Source organism: Robertmurraya sp. DFI.2.37 (assembly GCF_029211245.1).
Taxonomy (GTDB): Bacteria; Bacillota; Bacilli; order Bacillales; family Cytobacillaceae; genus Robertmurraya; species Robertmurraya methanolica_A.
In genome coordinates, this window is record NZ_JARGEJ010000014.1 from 35,908 (window position 1) to 55,601 (window position 19,694).

A 19,694-nucleotide genomic window follows, 5' to 3' on the forward strand; every position below is an offset into this window, starting at 1 on the left:
AAGCATGAAAATAAACTTATATATTTTCGTTTCATCTTTAAAAAATAATCACAAAAATGAAGTATTGCAAAAAAGCTACCAATCAGACTTTCGTCCGATGATCGGGGATATCGTTGATGATCCAGGCTTTCATCCGCAATACCATAATGGATACGAAATCGTTAAAGTCACTATTAATTATCACACAAATGAATGTTATGTATCGCTACATCCACTCGCTATAGAATTGGAGGAGATAGAATGGGAAATGTACATTGAGAGGCTTATAGCGAATGGATGGCAAGTGATTTCAAAAGAGAAATGGAAATCATTTCAGTAATTCAATAGACAGATAACTTATATCCATGAAAATCAAGTATTACAAAAATTTTTTTAACAAAGTATAATCGGATATGGGAGTTGAGACAAATGAATAAAAATGACATCGCTAATATCCGAAAGCAATTTAAACTAAATAATAAGTATATGCATATACAAGAAATTTTTAACGTTTATGTGAAGAAGGAGACAGGAGAAATATATACACATATTAGCCAACCCTTTGAGATGCTTGAAAAAGAAGCCCAGGAGTTATTTTTGGCAAACTTCAAAAAAGTTCTAACTGGCCAGCTTGATTCTAAGCTGTTTGAATTAAAATTTCAACATGATTCGATCGGCGGTACACAAGAAATACTCCATGAAGGATTACAGTCAAGTTTATCGGAAGATTGGCAACAACAAATGCTTCGAATCGTTGAAAAAATGTTTGCTGTGAAAGTATATGAATATGATACGGTAGTTACCTTTATTCGTGGCGAGTATCAAAAACCAACCAAAAAACGTGATCAAGACGCAGAAACAGGTGGGGATGACGAAGTGTACTCCAGCTCCTTTATTTTCTGCAGTTTTAACAAGGCTGATCAACCGAAAAAGACGTTAACTTTTGACTATATTGAAAGGGAATTTAGACCCAATACAAATCTTGACCCAATCATTAATTTAACGACACCTTTGGCTGGATTTATGTTCCCTGTTTTTCACGAAAATGCTGCAGATGTGAATCGAATTCTTTATAGTGCAGGAAAAGCAAATGAACCAGATTATCGGTTCATTGCTGAAGTGCTGAATTGCGAAGATATCATCACGGCTGAAGAAGATAAAGCTAGCTTTGAAATCATTATTCAAAAAGTCATTGGTGATGAAGTGGATACAGAAACAATTTCCAATGTATACGAAGAAATTACCCGAGTGGTGCAAGAAAACGAGGACAGCGAAGAAAACGAAGAGCCAAAACTTGACTATAAAGACATTGAACGCATTTTGACTGTTAGTGGTGTGGAAGATGTAGATGCAGAAAAAGTAGAATTTGCCTTTAAGGACGTAATAGAGGACGAAAAACACGAATTTAAGGCGACAAATCTCGTTCCCAAGAAAATCAAGATTAGTACGAATGTTGCCGATTTAGCCATTAATCCAAAAGAAATGAAGAAAGTAAAGTACATTATGTTTGAAGGAAAAAAGTGCTTATTGCTCGAGATCGAAGAAGATATTCACCTCGAAGGATTTAAACTAGATACGATCACCTTATGATTAGAAAAATAACCAAAACTCAGCGCCTATTGTTTTTCGTATAAGATAAACAATGGGCTTTTTTCAAAGTAAATTTAGAAATCTAGCTCTACACAAAGTTTCCTCCACTCGTATTAATGTTGTATTACTGAAAATTGAAGATGAACAAATCCGAGGAAATGATACATTACTTGATAGCAACCCGATTCAAAGTGGTAAAATAAAGGAAAAACAGAGGTTTTATATGGATATTTTTAAAGCGCAAAAGGTGTGCAAAGAAATTGCTGGGGTTAAAGTTTTGCAAGATATTTCCTTCTGCATCAGTCAAGGTGAGACCATCGCAATTAAAGGTAGCAACGGTTCTGGCAAGAGCAGTTTGATTAAGCTAATAGGCGGAATCTACGAGCCTTCCTACGGAATTGTCGAACGGGTGAAGATGAATATCGGTTATGTACCGGAGCACTTCCCTGAGAATATTCGGTTTAGCATAAAAGATTATTTACATTTGATCGCAAAAATAAATGGGAAACTCGATCAAAAGGTTAACACGAAGATAGTGTCCTACGCAGACATTTTTGCTATCAAGGAATTTCTCCATACACCATTAAGAAAGTGTTCAAAAGGAACAAAACAGAAAGTTGGAATTATTCAGGCTTTGCTAATGGAACCTGATTTGATATTATTAGACGAGCCATTAACGGGTTTGGATCAAACAACTCAGTCTAAAGTCATCAAGCAACTCCGGGCTTTTGCAAATATAACAACCATTGTTTTAACGACACATGAGCAAGTTCTTATAAACGAACTTGCCCCACGAATAATTGAGGTTGACAAAGGAAAAATCATTTCCGATTCTTTCGTGGAAATAAAGGAGAAGTTAAACATTATTAAAGCAAAAGTTCCACAGAATAATCTATTACAAGAGTTGACATTTGTTGAGCAAAAGCTTTTGGGGGAAAATACCATTGAGTTTAAAGTTCCAATAACAGAATCTGATAAGGTGCTAAAAATTCTTCTTGAACGAGGCTGTTCAATTATAGAATTGAAAGAAATGAGGTAGGGTAGTGAGTTCATTCGTCCATTATCAAATAAAAAATTACCTTCAATCATTAAAGTTTGTTCCTCCTACCTTTCTATTTTTGTTATGGATATTTATTCTCTACACATATGACCATGCCCCCATTCTTAGCAGCTATGGGGCTTCATCGATTGCAATATATTTAACAACAACATGGATTTCAATGACAGTTTTTACTTTGGAAGAAGAACAAGAGAAATATATTTTGTTTTTTCAACTTGGGAGTAAGGTTAAGTATTTATTCGGTAAATGGCTTTCCATTATAATAATTAGTCTTCCACTTCATGCGTTGGCAATTTTCTACCCAATCATGACAGGCAGCTTTAAGGGAAGTCTCTCGCTCCCATTAATTCTAATCTCAGTTTGCAGCCATGTAATTTTTTCGTTTTTTGGTATTTTAATAGGAACCCTATTTTCAGCAACAAAATGGGGGGCGAAAAAGTATTCGTGGTTATCTGCTGTACTCGTAATCGTTCTCTCTATTTCTGCAAAATCATTGGTGGAGTTAGCATCAATTGCAAAGTGGTTCTTATGGATATTTCCACCCATTTTTACCGTGATCAGGCATATGGAGGAGGGAGATGAAATTTTATTTTTAGAATCTTTGTTCACCGATTCTATCATCATCCTCCTATACCTCATTATCAGTTTTGCTTTACTTATTATACTTTTTAAAAGAAAAGAAAGCTGAACCACAGAAAATACGATTATTTCTTTTACTTGATAAACGGCTATACCTCGTTACCCTTCATACATATTGTATTATGACAGTCTTAATCGTATACAAGGAGGTGAAGAGGGTGGTAAGATCTCCGCGCTTTTGTTTGTTCCCTCGTTATAATTGGTGCGGTCCGGGATGCAGTGGTCCAGGAACCCCTATCAACGCTGTCGATCAGGCTTGCCAACAACATGATTTTTGCTATCAATGGACAAGGGATCGCTGCCGTTGTGACCGTGAGTTTATTGAACGACTCAAACCATTGCAAAACCGTTTCACAGAGGAAGGGAGACATGCGCGAATTCTGTCTCAACATATGAAAATCGTTCGAGGAGTTAATTGTCTTTTTAAAAATTAATGCGTAATCATTCTGTTCTATTAAAAGAAGTTCTATCTTAGCAAAATTAGTTCATATAAAAAATTAACTAGAAAAGAAACGTTCAACACAGAAAAATAAGAAGAATAATAACATATGAATTGCAAAGTGCAGGCCTTTCGCTTCGAAACAAAGCAAAAGGCCTTAGCAGTTTATGTCCACCACATATCAGAGATAGCTTCTTTAAATATTAATGGCTTTAATGTATTCACTGCTTTTGATAATCCTTCATCAATCGACATAAGACCATCTTCATGTTCAATACTGACGACATAGTCATAATCGTATAGACGGAGGACGCTCAGCATGTCAGCCCAAACTTTAGCATCGTGCCCGTAACCAACCGTACGAAAATACCAAGAACGATTTTTCATATCGACATAGGAGGTCATATCCGTAATTCCATTCCGATTTAAAACAGGCTGATCGATGGTTGTATCTTTAGCATGAAAATGATAAATTGCTTGTTCGCGACCTAATATTTTAATTGCCTCAACCGGATCAATTCCCTGCCACCACATATGGCTAGGATCAAGATTTGCTCCGATTGCTTCCCCACATTCTTTTCTTAATCGAAGAAGAGTGGCGGGTGTATGGACAGAAAACCCGCCATGTAACTCAAGTCCAATTTTTACTTGATGCTGCTCAGCAAAACGGGCTTTTTCTTTCCAGTAAGGAATTATTTTTTCTTCCCATTGCCATTTTAAAATCTCTTGAAAATCATTTGGCCAAGGAGCAACTGGCCAATTGGGAAATTTTGCGTTTTCGTGATCACCAGGACAACCGGAAAAAGTATTGACAACAGGAATATTTAAGCTACTTGCTAACTGGATTGTTTTTGTTATTAACTCATCTGCTTCTTCACGTATCTTTTTTTGTGGGTGAAGTGGATTGGAATGACAACTTAAAGCGCTTACAATCAGGCCGCGACTTAACACTTTATCGATAAAATCCTTTTGCTTTTCCTTATTACCTAGCAACTCATCGACGTTACAATGTGCATTCCCAGGATAGCCACCTGTTCCAATTTCAATAGCTTCAATTCCCATTGCCGCTACATGATCTAACATTTCCTCCAAGCCTTTATCCGAATACAATACAGTAAAAACACCTAATTTCATAAAATTTAACCCTCCTTATAACTTATGTAATCCGTTACATTTGATTATAACAAAAAAAATTTGAAATAATAATTAAAACTCTCAATATAATAACTTTTTTTTGATGATTGACAAAGTAGAGAATTAATTTTACAATTTGTTTTGTAATCGATTACATGACTATAAGTTTGAAAGCAGGATGTTTGATGGCAAATATACAGGAAGTAGCGCAAAAAGCTGGAGTTTCAGTTGCTACCGTTTCAAGAGTGTTAAATAACAATTCAACTGTAAGTCCAAGCACTAGATTAAAAGTTGAAAATGCAATAAAAGAATTAAATTATGAACCGAGTATGCTCGGAAGAAATTTGCGAAATTCGGAGAGCCGTCTTTTATTAGTGCTGATTCCAAGCATTTCAAACCCCTTTTATACGGAAATTATAAATGGCATTCAAAATACCGCGATTGCTCATCAATACAATATTCTTCTGTGTGAGACTAATTCGAATCCAGAACGTGAAAATATCTATTTTAATATGGTAAAAAACAAATTGGCAGATGGTGTCATTTCTATGGATCCTACAGTCAATATGCAAAAATTGATTGAGCTTGCTGAAAACCATTCTATTATTTTATGTAGTGAGTATGATGAAAGCAATGTAATTCCGTATGTAAGTATTGACAATGAAATGGCCGCTTATCACGCAGTTAAGCATTTGATTAAAATAGGCAATGAAAAAATCGCACTTATCAATTCAGACGAAAAGTTTCTTTATGCAAGACAGAGAAGAAGTGGCTACGAAAGAGCTTTGGCTGAATTCAATCTACCGCTGCGCAAGGAATGGATCTATAATACAACCCAGCTTGATTTCCAAGACGGAGTGCAAGCGATGAGAATGCTTCTGAAATTAAAAGAAAAGCCATCTGCAATCTTTGCAGTATCAGATACTTTGGCAATTGGGGCTTTAAAGGAAATGAACGCATCAGGGTTAAAAGCTCCTGATGATATTGCTGTCGTCGGCTTTGATAATATTAGTTTCTCCAATATGACAAATCCAACTTTGACTACGGTTGCTCAACCAATGTACAAAATGGGTTGTACTGCTGCGACCATGTTAATTAATAGTATTCATGAAAATAAAGCGGAAAGCATTTTGTTAGATCATGAATTGATTATTCGTGAATCGACAATGGGTTAAGGAGGTTACAAAGAATGGGGATTTCAGTAGGGATTATTGGCTGCGGCTCCATCACGAAGCATCGCCATGCACCAGAGTATAAAGCAAATCCTTATGTTGATCGTTTAGTTTTCTTTGATCATAATCAGGAACGTGCAATGGCGTTAGCCGAAAAATTTGCTGGCCATGCGGTTCAGTCTGTAGAGGAGCTTTATCAAGATCGGACGATTGCGGCAATCAGTGTTTGCTCAACCAATGATGTACACCATATTCATTCGATTCAAGCATTATTACACGATAAGCATGTCTTATGTGAAAAACCACTAGCAATCAGCATAAAACATGCTGAAGAAATACTCGAAGCACAAAAGAAGTCAGGAAAAAAATTAATGGTTGCTCATAACCAACGCTTTACCGAGGCTCATAAAAAGGCAAAAGAATTAATTGATAGCAAGCAACTGGGTGAAGTCTTAACTTTTACAACTACTTTTGGTCACCAAGGTCCTGAATCATGGGGTGTTAATAAAAGTAATTCTACCTGGTTCTTTAAGAAAGCTCGTTCTTATTCGGGCGTTGCAGGCGATTTAGGGATCCATAAAATCGATTTAATTCATTATCTATTGAACGATGAGATCGCTGAAGTCCATGCTTTCCATAGCGCATTAGATAAAGTAGACGAAAATGGAGAGCCAATAGAAGTATGCGACAACGTTGTCTGTGCGCTAAAAACAAAAAAAGGACGTCTGGGAACCGCTTCCTTCTCTTGGACATATTATGGTGCCGAAGATAATTCTACAGCGATTTATTGTCAAAAAGGGATCATAAAAATCTATCATGATCCGAAAGCACCGTTAATTATTGAAACAAAAGATGGAGAAGTGTGCAAATATCAATTTGATTCCATTCAGACGAATGACAATCAAACTAACAGTGGGGTTATTAATGCCTTTGTTGATGCAATTGTTCATGATAAAGAACCAGAAGTTACAGGAGAAGACGCAATAGCTACTTTAAGGGTCATTGAAAAAATACTAACATAAAGTAAAAAGATCAGTCTTTTTTAAATGGAATTGACGAAGTCAGAATTTTCTTTTACTATAGATGTAACGGATTACATAATCAGCGATTTTACTTCTCTATAAAATTAGTAAAAGAACTGAAATATCGGAAATGTCGAATAATGAAATCAATTACATCAATTAAAGGAGGTACGCATGATAGATCAATTGGCTATTAATTCAAATACGTACCACGGCTTTTCATTGGAGGACGCGGTTAAAGGGGCAGCTAAAGCTGGATTTAAGCAAATTGAGCTTGCAGCAGTAAAAGATCATACGGCTCATGTTTTACCAGAAATGTCGGAAAAAGAATTACTTTCAATAAAGAAACTGCTACATCAATATGAAATGCGCTGTGTTGGGATAGGAGCTCATAGCAATGTGATGACGGAAGATGGCATCATTAATGTGCTCAAAAATGTCGAATTAGCAAATTTTTTTGAGTGCAAATATATCATTACTGCCACCGGAGACCCCCATCACGATTCAGATGTCATAGAAGATGAACAAATATTAATTCGTAATCTACTGCCAGTTATTGAGATGTGCGAAAGATTGAACAAGGTTCTCGTGATCGAAACACATGGAAATAATTACGCCACTGGAACTGCTTTAAATAGGCTTGTTCAATTGCTTTCTAGGCGAATAAAAATCAACTATGACACAGCAAATGTGCTCTTTTATGGAAATATTGAGCCGTACGATGATTTACAGGCATCAGTAGCGGAGGTTGAATTTATTCATCTGAAGGATAAACTCGGCGCTAATCAAGAATGGAATTTCCCTGCTATTGGAGATGGAAATATTAATTTCCTAAGAATTTTCCAGATACTTGAACGCGCAAATTATAAGGGACCGATCAGTGTGGAAATCGAATTTACTCCTGAGGGGCCGAGTGGCCTTGATGTGGTGAACGATAGCGTTCAACGTTCCTTCCACTATCTTTCTACCATTCTAAGTAAACTGGGAGGAGTAAGATGAAGAACATCGGATTAGTAGGCTGGGGCTTTATTGGTAAAACTCATTTTGACGCTTATCAACAAATTGAAAGCGCTAACGTTGCTGCCGTCTTTAGCAAGAACGATGAACAAAAAATTGATGGACCTAACTGGAAAAAGGTTCGATTGGTGAAAACGTACGAAGCTCTTTTGAACGATCCGCAAATTAACATTATTGATATTTGTTTACCGACATTTTTACATGAAGAATTTATCATTAAAGCAGCAGAAGCAAAAAAAGATATTATTTGTGAAAAACCTTTGTCATTAACAGTTGAATCTGTTGAGAGGATCATAGGGGCAGTGCAACGAAATAAGGTGAGATTGTTCATTGCCCATGTGCTTCGATTTTGGCCCGAATACAAAGCAATTAAATCGTATTATGATACGGGCAAACTGAACCATATTGAATTCATCCATGCGGGAAGATTAGGGCAAGTACCAAAATGGAACCATTGGTTTAAATATCCGGAAAAAAGTGGTGGAGCTCTCTATGATTTGCATATTCATGATATTGATTTTATTTGCTATCTTCTTGGTGATATCAAAACTGTATATGCCGTCGGCTCAAAAAATGAAAATGGGGCATGGGATCATATTATGACCACTCTCACTTTGAAAAATGGAGCGAAGGCATTAGTTGAAGCATCGCATCGTATGCCGACAGCTTATCCGTTTTCAATGTTTTTTCGAATTCAAGGAGGAGATGCTGCGATTGATTTTCGCTTATCGGCTGGTAACAATATCGAGAGAATCACCCAAAGTTCTGTCCACTACTACAAGAGTAATGAAAAATCTTCTATAGATATTCCTCAAGAGAATGCATTTCAAAATGAACTTTCTTACTTTATCAACTGTGTTGAAAACAATGAAGAGAATAATATTATCCCATTAAACGATGTACTTGCAACAATGAAAATGATGGAGGCCATTCAAACATCTCTGGAAAGTGAACAAATAGTGCAATTATCCTCAGTTGAATGAAAGCGCTTTAACAAAGTGGAATCTTTTTCATAACGATAGTTAAATTGTTATGAAATCGACTCAGGTAGATTACTAATAAATTTAGGGGGTTAATTTTTATGAAGAAGGCGTTAAAGGTATTTTCATTATTTGTGCTAATATTGGTGCCCGTTTTAGCCGCATGCAATAATACGACAACCAGTAGTAATCCTGAAGATGAAGGAGGGGATGATAGCAGTAAAAACAAGTACAAAATCGGTATTCTTGCGCCTGCCGTTACCCATGGCTGGGTTGCTGCCGTAGCTTATCATGCTGAAGCAAGAGCAAAGGAATTGTCTGATGATATCGAGTATCAAATTCAAACGAGTTCGAACGCTGAAGAAATGACGTCACAGCTTGATGATCTCATGACATGGGGAGCAGAAGCGATTGTTGCTTTTCCGCAATGGGAAGGGATGGAAGTTCCGATTCAAAGGGCAGTTGATGCTGGAATTAAAGTAGTTAACTTTGATATTGCGATAAATGTAGATGGGGTATATCGTGTTGCTGGTGACAATGAAGATATGGGAATTCAAGGAGCAAACTATATTGTCGACAAAATTGGAACTGAAGGAAATGTGGTTATTTTAGAAGTTCCATCTTCTGGCTCCGTCTCAGAATTGAGAAAGAAAGGCTTTGTTGAAACGATCGAAAGCCTTGCTCCGGATATGAATTTATTAACCTATGCTACCCAATTTACAAGGGAGGATGGATTGAAGGATTTCGCCGATATTTTAACAAGTAATAGCCAAATTGATGCTGTTTATTCGATGGATGATGAGACGTCGATTGGTGTTTTGCAAGCTATTAAAGAAGCAGGTCGTACAGATATTCAAGTGGTTACTGGTGGCGGCGGTATGCAGGAATACTTCAAGCTGATGCCTGAAAATGAAGATATTTGGATTCAGTCTGCCCTTTATAGTCCTGCGATGGTAAAGGATGCTGTCGATATTGCGGTGAAAGTATTAAATGGAGAGTCGGTAGAAGAAGAGACGATCATCCCGACAACGATTGTCGATCGAGATAATTATGAACAATTTTTAGATGAGGGTTCACCTTATTAAGACCTTTTTAAGTTAGATGAGAGAGGGAAAGCAGCACCTGAACCCTCTCTTTTAATACATAAACCATGTATGGAAGTGATACTATGCGCATTGAGATGAATCATGTCTATAAAGCTTTTGGTCGCAACGAAGTCCTCAAAGACGTTTCTTTTTCCATAAAAGGAGGGGAAATCTGTGCTTTACTAGGGGAAAATGGAGCAGGTAAATCAACACTAATGAATATTCTCGGCGGTGTTCTCAAACAAGATTCTGGATCAATTGTTATCAATAATTACGAAGTAAATTTTCAAACTCCAGCAGATTCGCAAAAACAGGGGATCGCTTTTATCCACCAAGAACTTAACCTAATTAATGACTTGCCAATCTACGAAAATATGTTTCTAGGGAGGGAGCTTAAGACAAAAAGTGGCGCTCTCGATCTAGAAGAGATGAAAAAGGAAACAGCAAGAATGTTTCAGAAAATGAAACTTGAATTAAACCCAACGACGATGGTCTATGACTTAGATGCTTCTTACAAACAGATCGTGGAAATATGCAAAGCGATGATGGCGAATGCCTCGATTATTATTATGGATGAACCAACTACTTCTTTAACTGAACAAGAAATTGAACGAGTCTTTACCATGATGAGAACGATGAAAGAGCATGAAGTTGGGATCATTTTTATTTCTCATAAACTGAATGAAGTGATGGAGATTTGCGATCGTTTTGTCGTACTACGTGATGGCAATTTGATAACAGACGGCAATATTTCTGATGTATCGACCCATGATCTTGCACGACATATGGTCGGGTAAGATGTCAGAACCGAGTCATTAAGACGAGAGAAAAAGCTAGGGGAAGAAGTGTTGCGGGTAGAAGGACTGACCTCTGCACCATTTTTTAAAGATATCGACTTTTCAATTCGCGCCGGAGAAATTATAGGATTTACAGGTTTACTTGGGGATGGGCGAAGCGAACTCTTTCAAACGATTTTCGGAGCTGAAGGAATTTCAGAAGGAAAAGTATTTTTAAATAGTGATAAAGTAACGATTAGAAGCACGACACAGGCTATTGAAAAAGGAATCGCTTATCTTCCTCGGAATCGAAAAGAAAATGCGATTATTAAGGATATGAATATCATTGAAAACGCCTCAATTGCTACATGGCCAAAATTTGCAAAACGAGGGATTATTTATGCAGAAAAACATAGAGAAGTTTTCGAGGGACACCGGAAGGCACTTCGGATTAAAATGGGCGAACTGACAGATAGTATTAACAGCCTTTCAGGAGGAAATCAGCAAAAAGTTATATTAGCGAAATGGTTGGCTGCAAATCCACAGCTCCTCATTTTGGATAACCCTACACAAGGGGTCGATGTAGGTGCAAAAGAGGATATTTATGATATCATCTTGAAGCTCGCCGACGAAAAGATTGCCATCGTCGTATTGTCAAGTGAAGCCCATGAAATTATCCGGGTCTGTGATCGAGTCTTTGTCATGTATCACGGGGTGATTCAAGGCGAATTATCAGGTCAGAACATGACTGAACATCAAATTATGACTCTAGCTACCGGTGGGAAATTACTAGAAGAAGAGGAGGGCCATTTCAATGAGCACATCGAATGTTGAAAAACCAAATTTCGTTCGTTGGTTTAAACATAAATGGTCAAATGAACCGTTATTTAGTACAGCGATTGCACTTATTATTATGATTATACTGCAAACATTAGTTTTAGGATTTGACTATGATTCGTTCGGGAGCTGGTTTCAGTCATGGATTAATAACTGGATTAATATTTTAAGAAACAATGCAAGTATTGGTATTATCGCATTAGGTATGACCTTCGTCATTATGACAGGTGGGATCGATCTAGCAGTTGGTTCTACACTAGTAGCAACAGGTGCATTTGCCATGATTCTCCTTGATACGGGAACAAAGGGGTTCTTGGGAATGCTCGGAATGAGCGGTATGCCTGCATACATTGTGACGATTGTACTCGTACTCTTATTTGGTTATCTTCTTGGGGCACTAATTGGGGTGACGATCACAAAAGGGAATGTTCCACCATTTATCGTGACGCTCGGAGCGATGCTTATTTTCAGGAGTGTTACCCAACATTTTATGCAAGGCTATAACACAACTCTTCCTTCTGAATTTTTACAGATTGCCAGCTTAAATATAGGAAACTACATGATTATGCCAATCATCTATTGGGCTGTCATAGCATATGTTCTTTATTATATGTCAAAGCGGACCACTTTCGGAAGACAAATCATTGCCGTCGGCTCGAATGAAAAAGCGGCAAAGTTATCCGGTGTAAATGTTGATAAAATAAAATTACGCGTCTATGCTTTAATGGGGTTGCTTGTCTCGATCGCTGCCATTATCCAAGTTTCTCGCGTCGGTTCAATGGATTTTTCAAATGCCGGTAGAGGAATGGAGATGGATGCTATTGCTGCAGCTGTTGTCGGTGGAACAAGCATGAGCGGTGGAAGGGGCTTCATACTAGGTACGGTGTACGGAATGCTCATTATCGCCGTCATGAACAATTTACTAAATCTTTTCGGTGTCCCACCATTTTTAAGAGAAGCTTTTAAAGGCTTCATCGTAATTGGGGCGGTATTATTACAACGAAAAGGAAATAAAGGGAATGGAGCCCTTTCTTCATAAGTTGCCTAGCATTTATCGAAACAATAAATTGAAAATGGAAAGGGAGACTTAGCTGACTTTATTATTTCTGCAGAGCATGTTTCTTTTAAAAATAACCATTCAGTATAATTCTCAGGTTCAAAGATGTTGAAAATAGTAGAAAAAAGGATAGATGCTTATCTATCCTTTGCAGTATGATTTAAATCTTTATTTCATTTATCCCTTATTCACCTGCACACCTTTTTTTATACATGCCTCCCTTTCCCAAGGGCGACTTTTCCAGCGCCTAAGGGCGAGAATTCCACGAATCCATTCGTCCATTCCTTGAGCGATCCAAACTCCTAGTAAGCCTAATCCTAGATGAATTCCAAAAACATAACTAAAAACGACAGCGACACCCCACATAAAAATAATTCCAGTAATCATGGGGAAACGGACATCACCAGCAGATTTCAATGAGTTCATAAGGACAATATTCATTGCTCTTCCTGGTTCAATGAAGACAATTGCCCACAAAACAGGGATTCCGACCGCTAGAATCATTGGATCGTCTGTAAACATTCCTAAAATCGGAGAGCCAACCAAGGCAATCACCAATGAAACGATGAAAGATGCAGCAGTGGCAATTTTTAATGTCTTTAATCCACGGTGAAGGGCTTTGTCATATTCTTTTGCTCCAATATATCTAGACACCAAAATCTGTGTTCCCATTCCAATTGCCATCGTAAATAAGAAGCAAACCATTGAAATATTAACGATATAGACTCTAGCTGTTAAAGCAGCCGCTCCAAGTGAGGCAACGATCCCGGTAATAATGAGCTGTGAAAATTGATAGGACAAATTCTCTCCAGCAGACGGTAGACCGATTCGGAGAAGACCAAAAAAATCGACATGATCAATTTTTACGATATCACGGATTTTGATTGAAATAGCAAGCCTTTTATATACTAGAAAAACTAAAATGACCACGGCAACTACTCGAGCGATAACGATCGCCCAGGAAACACCAACTACACCTGTGATTGGAAGGCCGAATAATCCAGAGAGAGCAAAAATGTTCCCGCCAATACTAATGATATTCATAAGGATGGTAACAACCATCGATTCTTTTGTATATCCATAGCTACGTAGCACGGCACTGAGTGCAAGAGCAAGGGATTCGAAGAATAAAGAGAGGCCACAAATTTGCATAAAAATGAGCCCATAATCATAAATTTTTCCTTGTACATCAAAGAGTTTTAAAAAATGTTCTCCAAATAGAAAGACAATAAGCGCCATCATTAAGCCGAACCAAAAGTTCATTCCAAAGGCAGAACGAGCCATTTGTTTCGCATCGGCCAGTTTACCTGCCCCAAGCTTTTGTCCAATTAAGATCGTCGCACCTATTGAGGTAACATTAAATACTAAAATAAAGATGTTAAGAAGTTGATTGGCGACTCCGACACCTGCCGCCGCGTCATCAGAGTAGTGACCAAGCATAAAGGTAGCGATTATTCCCATACTCATATGCAACGCGATTTCAATAAAAAGGGGCCATGTAATCTGAAAAAGCGTTTGTTCTTTATATTTATTGGTTTCTTCCACGACGTTATTTTCTCCTTTTAAATTCCAAATCTCAAATACTCATTCATTTTAATCCTATTTTTAAAAATGTAAAGGAGAAAATATAAAAAAAGACGGAATTGCCTTTTCAAGAGGAAATTCCGTCTTTAACTTAATTCAATTTTCCCCTTAATAAGGAGGCTGCTTTTCGAGGAGAATCGGCTTTCATAATTTCTGATACAATAGCAATACCAGCGATTGGTAAGTCTTTTAATCTCTCTATATTATTTAATTTAATTCCTCCAATGGCAACAACCGGAATGGAAACAGCTTCTATGATTTTTTCGAGTTCTCCCTCCGCTAAAACCTTGGCATCATCCTTTGAAGCAGTTGGAAATACGGCGCCAACGCCAATATAATCTGCTCCATCTTTCTCAGCGGCAATCGCTTCTTCAACAGAGCCTGCTGATACACCTACGTTCACAGTAGGAGGAATGATTTGTTTAATGGAAGTAAGAGGGAGATCCTCTTGTCCAACATGAATACCATCAGCTTCGACCGCTAAGGCAATATCGACCCGATCATTAATATAAAGAGGAACTTCATAGCGAGAGGTCAGTTCCTTCAGCTTAAGCGCTTTTTCAAAAAATAGCTTTCCAGAGTTCGTTTTCTCTCGAAGTTGGACAGCTGTCACTCCACCTTTTATCGCTTCTTCGACAATGGCTAAAAGCTCAGGAAGTGGAATGGATTCTTCTGTGACAAGATATAATTTTAACTGTTCTTTCATACGAAACGGACACCTTCTTCCCAAGTAATCCCATCCATTAAGAAAATTTGATCCAATAATTTGATACGGTATGTACCGATCCCTTCATCTTTTTTTAATTGCTTTTTAGCAAGTTCACCTGCAATGCTCATCGTAGACATACCTGCAACTGCAGCGGCAAACCAATCAGTGCTTACACCAGCAAAAGCTGCAATTAAAGAAGCTGTCGTACAACCTGTCCCTGTAATTTTCGTTAATAACAGATCACCATTATCAATGCCAATGACATCAGTCCCGTTTGAAATATAATCGACTTTACCACTGATAACAGCAATCGCATTTAGTTTCCGAGCCGCATCTAGCACAAGTTCTCTACTTGAAATCGAGATATCACCAGCATCGACACCACGTGTTTGTGCATTGCCTCCAATGAGAGCAAATACTTCTGATGCATTTCCCCGAACAATCGAGACCTTGACTGTGTTTAAATAATCTTTTGCACGCTCGGTGCGAAAAGGTGTTGCCCCAACGCCAACGGGATCGAACACAATGGGAATGCCTTTTTTGTTGGCTGCTTGACCAGCGAGCTTCATCGCTTCATACATTGCATCATCGATCGTTCCAAAATTGATCACAATCGCTTCGGCAAGTTGAGCCATATCAACCACTTCTTCAACGCTTGTTGCCATTACTGGAGAACCGCCAATAGCTAAGGTCACATTAGCACAGTCGTTAATTGTGACTGTATTCGTTAAATGATGAATGAGAGGTTGAACTTCTTTTACTTGTGTAAATAAGTCTTTAATTGTTTGTTTCACGTATTTCACCGTCCGTTTTAATTAAGATTTGCCTTTTTATAAAGTTCATAAAAGTGATGTGTCGGCCCATGCCCGCGGCCTAGCTCAAGACTATGCTTAATCGCTATTGAAATGTACTGTTTCGCTAATTTAACTGCTTCAAACATGGAATAGCCTTTGGCTAAATTGGCAGCAATTGCCGAAGAAAGGGTACAGCCAGTTCCATGAGTATTTTTTGTTTCGATTCTTTCTCCATGAAGCCAGTGAAAATATTGTCCATCATAAAAGAGATCGTTTGGATTCCCCTGCAAATGGCCACCTTTTAATAAAATCATTTTCGCACCTAACTCCAATAATGTTTTACTGGCGGAGAGCATATCTTCTTCTGTCTCTATTTTCCGATTAACAAGCACTTCTGCCTCTGGAATATTGGGTGTAATTATCGTTGCCAAGGGAATCATATGCTCGGTTAATGATTGGATTGCTTCTTCCTGTAGAAGATGATGTCCGCCTTTTGACACCATCACAGGGTCTAAAACAATTTGATTTGGTTGATATTTTTTCAAAGCTTGAGCGACTGTTTCAACAGTAGCCGGAGATGAAAGCATACCGATTTTGACTGCATTGACAGGAATATCGTCAAAGACAGCTTCTATCTGCTCGCGAATAATTTTGTTGTCTATGTTCTGTACGGATCGTACTTCTTGTGTATTTTGAGCGGTTACAGCAGTTATCACAGACATTCCGAATACTCCGTTAGCAGAAAAAGCTTTTAAATCAGCTTGAATTCCTGCACCGCCACCTGAATCAGAACCTGCGATTGTTAGCGCTGTTTTCATGAATCATTCCTCCAATTGCATGATTTCTTATTAATACTTTTAATAATCCATAACCCATCAGAGCTCCAGTTATTGAGCTAATCGCAAAGGCAGGAACTAGTCCAAAAAGAGTCGCCTCTTGCCCTAGAAACAGCACGGCGATTGGGTATGTTGCTATCGCACCGATCATTCCTGTCCCAACTACTTCTCCGAATGCCGCAAATGAGAGCTTTTTTGTTTTTTGATACAGAAAAGCAGCCAGCAATGCTCCGATCATACTTCCAGGGAATGCAAAGACACTTCCTGTTCCGAGCATATTGCGCAAGGAAGAAGAGATAAAAGCTTGTAACACGGCATACCATGGTCCGAGAAGAACCGCCGATAAGACATTGGCAAAATGCTGCACAGGAAAAATTTTTGCAAATCCAACTGGGATGTAAATCATGCTGCTTGAAATCGTTGTAATTGCAGCAATTAACGCTGTCAATGTCATCTTATTAGTTTTTTTCATAATCTTCTATCCTCTCTATTTGGATATGATGTTTTTAAAAGCACTATTTGCGTCAACTTCTTCTTTTAAAACACCTGTCTGGTAAAGCCATGCTGCAACCTCTTTCCAAACTTTTTCCTCTTGATAACCGAATGGGTGAGAGGGGTCATCCATTAATGGAAGAAGGACGTTTAAGCTTTCTGTCTCAACATCTCGATCAAGTGGAAAGCTGTCATTCTCGTTGTTAAATAGCACTTCCAATCCTTCTTTTGGATTATTTTTGACGTCTTCTTGTCCCTTTGTAAGAGCTTTCCAAAACTTCGAGAATACCTCTTCTTTTTTTTCTAAAGTATCTTCACCAGTAACAAGAATAAGTTCATAATTATCAGGAACCCCATAATCCGTTAAAGGAAACATGTCAACGTCATAACCTTCTTTTTTAAGGAGCACAAGCTCGTGATTTACATAAGCTCCAACTAATGCATCAACATTTTTGGTTGCTAATGAAGGCATAAGATCCCAACCGACATCCGTTAGTTTTACATCGTTAGCATTACCGCCATCATACTCCACCATAGTCTTTAAAATCGCTTCACTTACGGAAGAAGAAGGGTAGCCAACATTTTTCCCAACTAAGTCTTTTGGTGATCCAATGCCATTATCTTTTAAATACATAATTCCATCTAATGAGTGGCGAACAAGTGCAGCAATTGAAATAACAGGAATATCTTCAGCTCTAGACATTAATAACTGGGTTTGATAACTAATGGCTAAATCAACTTTACCTGTTGCTGCAAGCTTAAGTGGGTCATTTGTATCAGCAGGCATTTCCACCTTTACCTTTAAGCCTTCATCTTCAAAATATCCTTTTTCTTCCGCCATATAGATTGCAGAATGAACAGCGTTTGGATACCAGTCGAGCATAATGCTAATTTCTTCTAGCTCATTTTTAGTAGATTGAGTGTTTGAACAGCCAATGAGAATCGTTAAGATAAATATAAAACTGAACATCATACTTTTTTTCATTTAATTTCAACTCCAAAATTTATAATCTGTTTTTCCAACGTAATGTTCTTTTTTCTAGTAATGATGCAATGGCAAACAGAATAATCCCAACAACAGTTAAAATGACGATCGATGCAAATACGCCACTTGCATTTAAATCTCCTGACATTCTTCGACTATAGTAGCCAAGTCCTTCACTTGCTCCAAGCCACTCACCAATGGTTGCTCCAACAAGAGAGTAGACAATCGCAATTTTCAAACCAGAAAAAAAGGAGGGAAGTGCCATTGGAATATTTAATTTCGAAAAAATTTGCCGTTTGTTTGCTCCCATTGATCGTAACAATTCAATATAGTCTTTATCACACGACTTTAAGCCATCGTATGTTGCAACAACAATAGGGAAGAAAGACATTAATACCGTCACCGCTACTTTGCTCCAAATCGAGTAACCAAACCATAAAACAAATATGGGAGAGAGGGCGATGATCGGTATCATCTGCGAAATCACGACTGCCGGGTAGAGCATTTTTTCAATTGTTTTCGAGAAAAACATGCTCACTGCAAGAGCAACTCCTGCCGTGACTGCAATGATAAAACCAATGGAGAACTCGACCATCGTAGCCTTTAAATGTTCCAATATAAGTGGTCTCCACTGTTCAACAATATGGCTTGCAACGCTCGTAGGCGCAGGAATAATAAAGGCAGGGACAATTTTACTGCGCACCAAATATTCAACCAAAACCATTATTAAAATGACAAAGACGACAAAGAAGCTGTATTGTTTTAAGAAGTTTTTCATATTAGATCTTCTTCTCCAGTTCTTTTCGCAATTCAACCAAAATTTGCGAATGAAGCATTTCTTGATAGCGCGGCCGCGGCAAAGGAACAATCGTTTCTTCGATCTTTCTGTCTTCTTTCAATAAAATAATTCGATCTGAGAGATAACAGGCTTCTTCTAGATCATGTGTAATAAAGACAATCGTTTTATCAAGCTCCTGCCAAATTGATAAAAGCCAAGCTTGCATTTCTTTTTTTGTAATTGAATCCAATGCACCGAAGGGTTCATCAAGTAGGAGCACTTCTTTTTCCGTTAGCAACGTACGCAGGAAAGCTACACGCTGTCTCATTCCACCAGAAAGCTGATTAGGATACGCTTGCTCATAATCTGATAAACCTACTTTTTTCAACCAACTGCGGGCATTTTCTTTTGATATCTTTATTTCTTTCTTAATTTCAGCACCAATCATAATATTGTCAAGAATCGTTCTCCACGGAAAGAGCAGATCCTTTTGCGGCATAAAACCAACATCACCGAGAGTGACAGGCTTTTTATTGATGGAAATTTCGCCTTCATCAGCTTGTAACAATCCTGTAATTAACTTGAGAATGGTACTTTTTCCTGTACCACTTTTTCCAATTAACGAAACAAATTCACCTTGTTGAACGGTTAAATTTAGTTTTGCAATCACTGGAATTTCTTTCTTTGGAAATGTGTAAGTAACATTTTTAAGTATAAGTGTCATTGTCT

General features: G+C 37.9%; 22 protein-coding genes. 13 read left to right on the forward strand and 9 right to left on the reverse strand.

Features of this window, described 5'->3' with window-relative positions; genetic code table 11:
- Positions 1-4: 4 nt before the first annotated feature.
- The 5 genes from PZE06_RS09855 (at position 5) to PZE06_RS09875 (ending at position 3,702) form a co-directional block, all read left to right on the forward strand.
- Positions 5-319: a hypothetical protein gene (locus PZE06_RS09855; protein WP_150915519.1), complete on the forward strand. Its 315-nt coding sequence runs from the start codon at positions 5-7 to the stop codon at positions 317-319.
- Between the two features lie 89 nt (positions 320-408).
- Positions 409-1,569, forward strand: coding sequence for a DUF4317 domain-containing protein (locus PZE06_RS09860; protein ID WP_150915520.1), 1,161 nt, complete (start codon positions 409-411; stop codon positions 1,567-1,569).
- Between the two features lie 52 nt (positions 1,570-1,621).
- Positions 1,622-2,608 carry an ATP-binding cassette domain-containing protein gene (locus PZE06_RS09865; protein WP_150915521.1) on the forward strand — a complete coding sequence of 329 codons (987 nt, stop codon included), beginning with the start codon at positions 1,622-1,624 and terminating at the stop codon, positions 2,606-2,608.
- 4 nt (positions 2,609-2,612) lie between these two features.
- The gene (locus tag PZE06_RS09870) at positions 2,613-3,317 is read left to right on the forward strand and encodes a hypothetical protein (protein ID WP_150915522.1); all 705 of its coding nucleotides are present in this window, start codon (positions 2,613-2,615) and stop codon (positions 3,315-3,317) included.
- Between the two features lie 109 nt (positions 3,318-3,426).
- The gene (locus tag PZE06_RS09875) at positions 3,427-3,702 is read left to right on the forward strand and encodes a phospholipase (protein ID WP_150915523.1); all 276 of its coding nucleotides are present in this window, start codon (positions 3,427-3,429) and stop codon (positions 3,700-3,702) included.
- Positions 3,703-3,872: 170 nt separating this feature from the next.
- Here PZE06_RS09875 and PZE06_RS09880 read toward each other — a convergent pair whose 3' ends face one another.
- On the reverse strand, positions 3,873-4,841 hold the full coding sequence (locus PZE06_RS09880; protein ID WP_150915524.1) for a sugar phosphate isomerase/epimerase family protein: 969 nt from the start codon (positions 4,839-4,841) through the stop codon (positions 3,873-3,875).
- A 185-nt stretch (positions 4,842-5,026) separates the two neighbouring features.
- On the opposite strand from PZE06_RS09880, the gene PZE06_RS09885 reads away from it, so the two are divergent.
- The 8 genes from PZE06_RS09885 (at position 5,027) to PZE06_RS09920 (ending at position 12,769) form a co-directional block, all read left to right on the forward strand.
- Positions 5,027-6,016 (forward strand): LacI family DNA-binding transcriptional regulator, encoded by a 990-nt coding sequence (locus PZE06_RS09885; protein ID WP_150915525.1) that lies wholly within the window; start codon positions 5,027-5,029, stop codon positions 6,014-6,016.
- 14 nt (positions 6,017-6,030) lie between these two features.
- A complete protein-coding gene (locus tag PZE06_RS09890; RefSeq protein WP_150915526.1) occupies positions 6,031-7,035 on the forward strand; it encodes a Gfo/Idh/MocA family protein in 1,005 nt (334 codons plus the stop codon).
- Positions 7,036-7,209: 174 nt separating this feature from the next.
- Positions 7,210-8,034, forward strand: a complete 825-nt coding sequence (locus tag PZE06_RS09895) for a sugar phosphate isomerase/epimerase family protein (protein ID WP_150915527.1) — start codon at positions 7,210-7,212, stop codon at positions 8,032-8,034.
- A complete protein-coding gene (locus PZE06_RS09900; protein WP_150915528.1) occupies positions 8,031-9,035 on the forward strand; it encodes a Gfo/Idh/MocA family protein in 1,005 nt (334 codons plus the stop codon). Before PZE06_RS09895 ends, PZE06_RS09900 begins: the two co-directional genes overlap by 4 nt.
- 98 nt (positions 9,036-9,133) lie before the next feature.
- Positions 9,134-10,117 carry an ABC transporter substrate-binding protein gene (locus PZE06_RS09905; RefSeq protein WP_150915529.1) on the forward strand — a complete coding sequence of 328 codons (984 nt, stop codon included), beginning with the start codon at positions 9,134-9,136 and terminating at the stop codon, positions 10,115-10,117.
- An 83-nt stretch (positions 10,118-10,200) separates the two neighbouring features.
- The gene (locus PZE06_RS09910; protein ID WP_225310666.1) at positions 10,201-10,914 is read left to right on the forward strand and encodes an ATP-binding cassette domain-containing protein; all 714 of its coding nucleotides are present in this window, start codon (positions 10,201-10,203) and stop codon (positions 10,912-10,914) included.
- A gap of 51 nt (positions 10,915-10,965) precedes the next feature.
- The gene (locus tag PZE06_RS09915; RefSeq protein ID WP_225310667.1) at positions 10,966-11,727 is read left to right on the forward strand and encodes an ATP-binding cassette domain-containing protein; all 762 of its coding nucleotides are present in this window, start codon (positions 10,966-10,968) and stop codon (positions 11,725-11,727) included.
- Positions 11,708-12,769, forward strand: coding sequence for an ABC transporter permease (locus tag PZE06_RS09920; RefSeq protein ID WP_150915530.1), 1,062 nt, complete (start codon positions 11,708-11,710; stop codon positions 12,767-12,769). The genes PZE06_RS09915 and PZE06_RS09920 overlap by 20 nt, the downstream gene beginning before the upstream one ends.
- A gap of 195 nt (positions 12,770-12,964) precedes the next feature.
- Here PZE06_RS09920 and PZE06_RS09925 read toward each other — a convergent pair whose 3' ends face one another.
- The 8 genes from PZE06_RS09925 to PZE06_RS09960 form a co-directional block, all read right to left on the reverse strand.
- Complete coding sequence (locus PZE06_RS09925; RefSeq protein ID WP_150915531.1) at positions 12,965-14,332, reverse strand: MATE family efflux transporter; 1,368 nt, start codon at positions 14,330-14,332, stop codon at positions 12,965-12,967.
- Positions 14,333-14,462: 130 nt separating this feature from the next.
- Complete coding sequence (gene thiE, locus PZE06_RS09930) at positions 14,463-15,077, reverse strand: thiamine phosphate synthase (RefSeq protein ID WP_150915532.1); 615 nt, start codon at positions 15,075-15,077, stop codon at positions 14,463-14,465.
- Positions 15,074-15,874 (reverse strand): hydroxyethylthiazole kinase, encoded by an 801-nt coding sequence (gene thiM, locus PZE06_RS09935; RefSeq protein WP_150915533.1) that lies wholly within the window; start codon positions 15,872-15,874, stop codon positions 15,074-15,076. Before thiM ends, thiE begins: the two co-directional genes overlap by 4 nt.
- A 17-nt stretch (positions 15,875-15,891) precedes the next feature.
- Positions 15,892-16,692 carry a bifunctional hydroxymethylpyrimidine kinase/phosphomethylpyrimidine kinase gene (gene thiD / locus PZE06_RS09940; RefSeq protein ID WP_150915534.1) on the reverse strand — a complete coding sequence of 267 codons (801 nt, stop codon included), beginning with the start codon at positions 16,690-16,692 and terminating at the stop codon, positions 15,892-15,894.
- On the reverse strand, positions 16,661-17,182 hold the full coding sequence (gene thiW, locus PZE06_RS09945; RefSeq protein WP_150915535.1) for an energy coupling factor transporter S component ThiW: 522 nt from the start codon (positions 17,180-17,182) through the stop codon (positions 16,661-16,663). The genes thiD and thiW overlap by 32 nt, the downstream gene beginning before the upstream one ends.
- Before the next feature lie 15 nt (positions 17,183-17,197).
- Positions 17,198-18,187, reverse strand: a complete 990-nt coding sequence (locus PZE06_RS09950; RefSeq protein ID WP_150915536.1) for an ABC transporter substrate-binding protein — start codon at positions 18,185-18,187, stop codon at positions 17,198-17,200.
- A gap of 19 nt (positions 18,188-18,206) precedes the next feature.
- Positions 18,207-18,965, reverse strand: coding sequence for an ABC transporter permease (locus tag PZE06_RS09955; protein WP_150915537.1), 759 nt, complete (start codon positions 18,963-18,965; stop codon positions 18,207-18,209).
- A gap of 1 nt (position 18,966) precedes the next feature.
- Positions 18,967-19,689 carry an ABC transporter ATP-binding protein gene (locus PZE06_RS09960; RefSeq protein ID WP_150915538.1) on the reverse strand — a complete coding sequence of 241 codons (723 nt, stop codon included), beginning with the start codon at positions 19,687-19,689 and terminating at the stop codon, positions 18,967-18,969.
- Positions 19,690-19,694 lie beyond the last annotated feature (5 nt).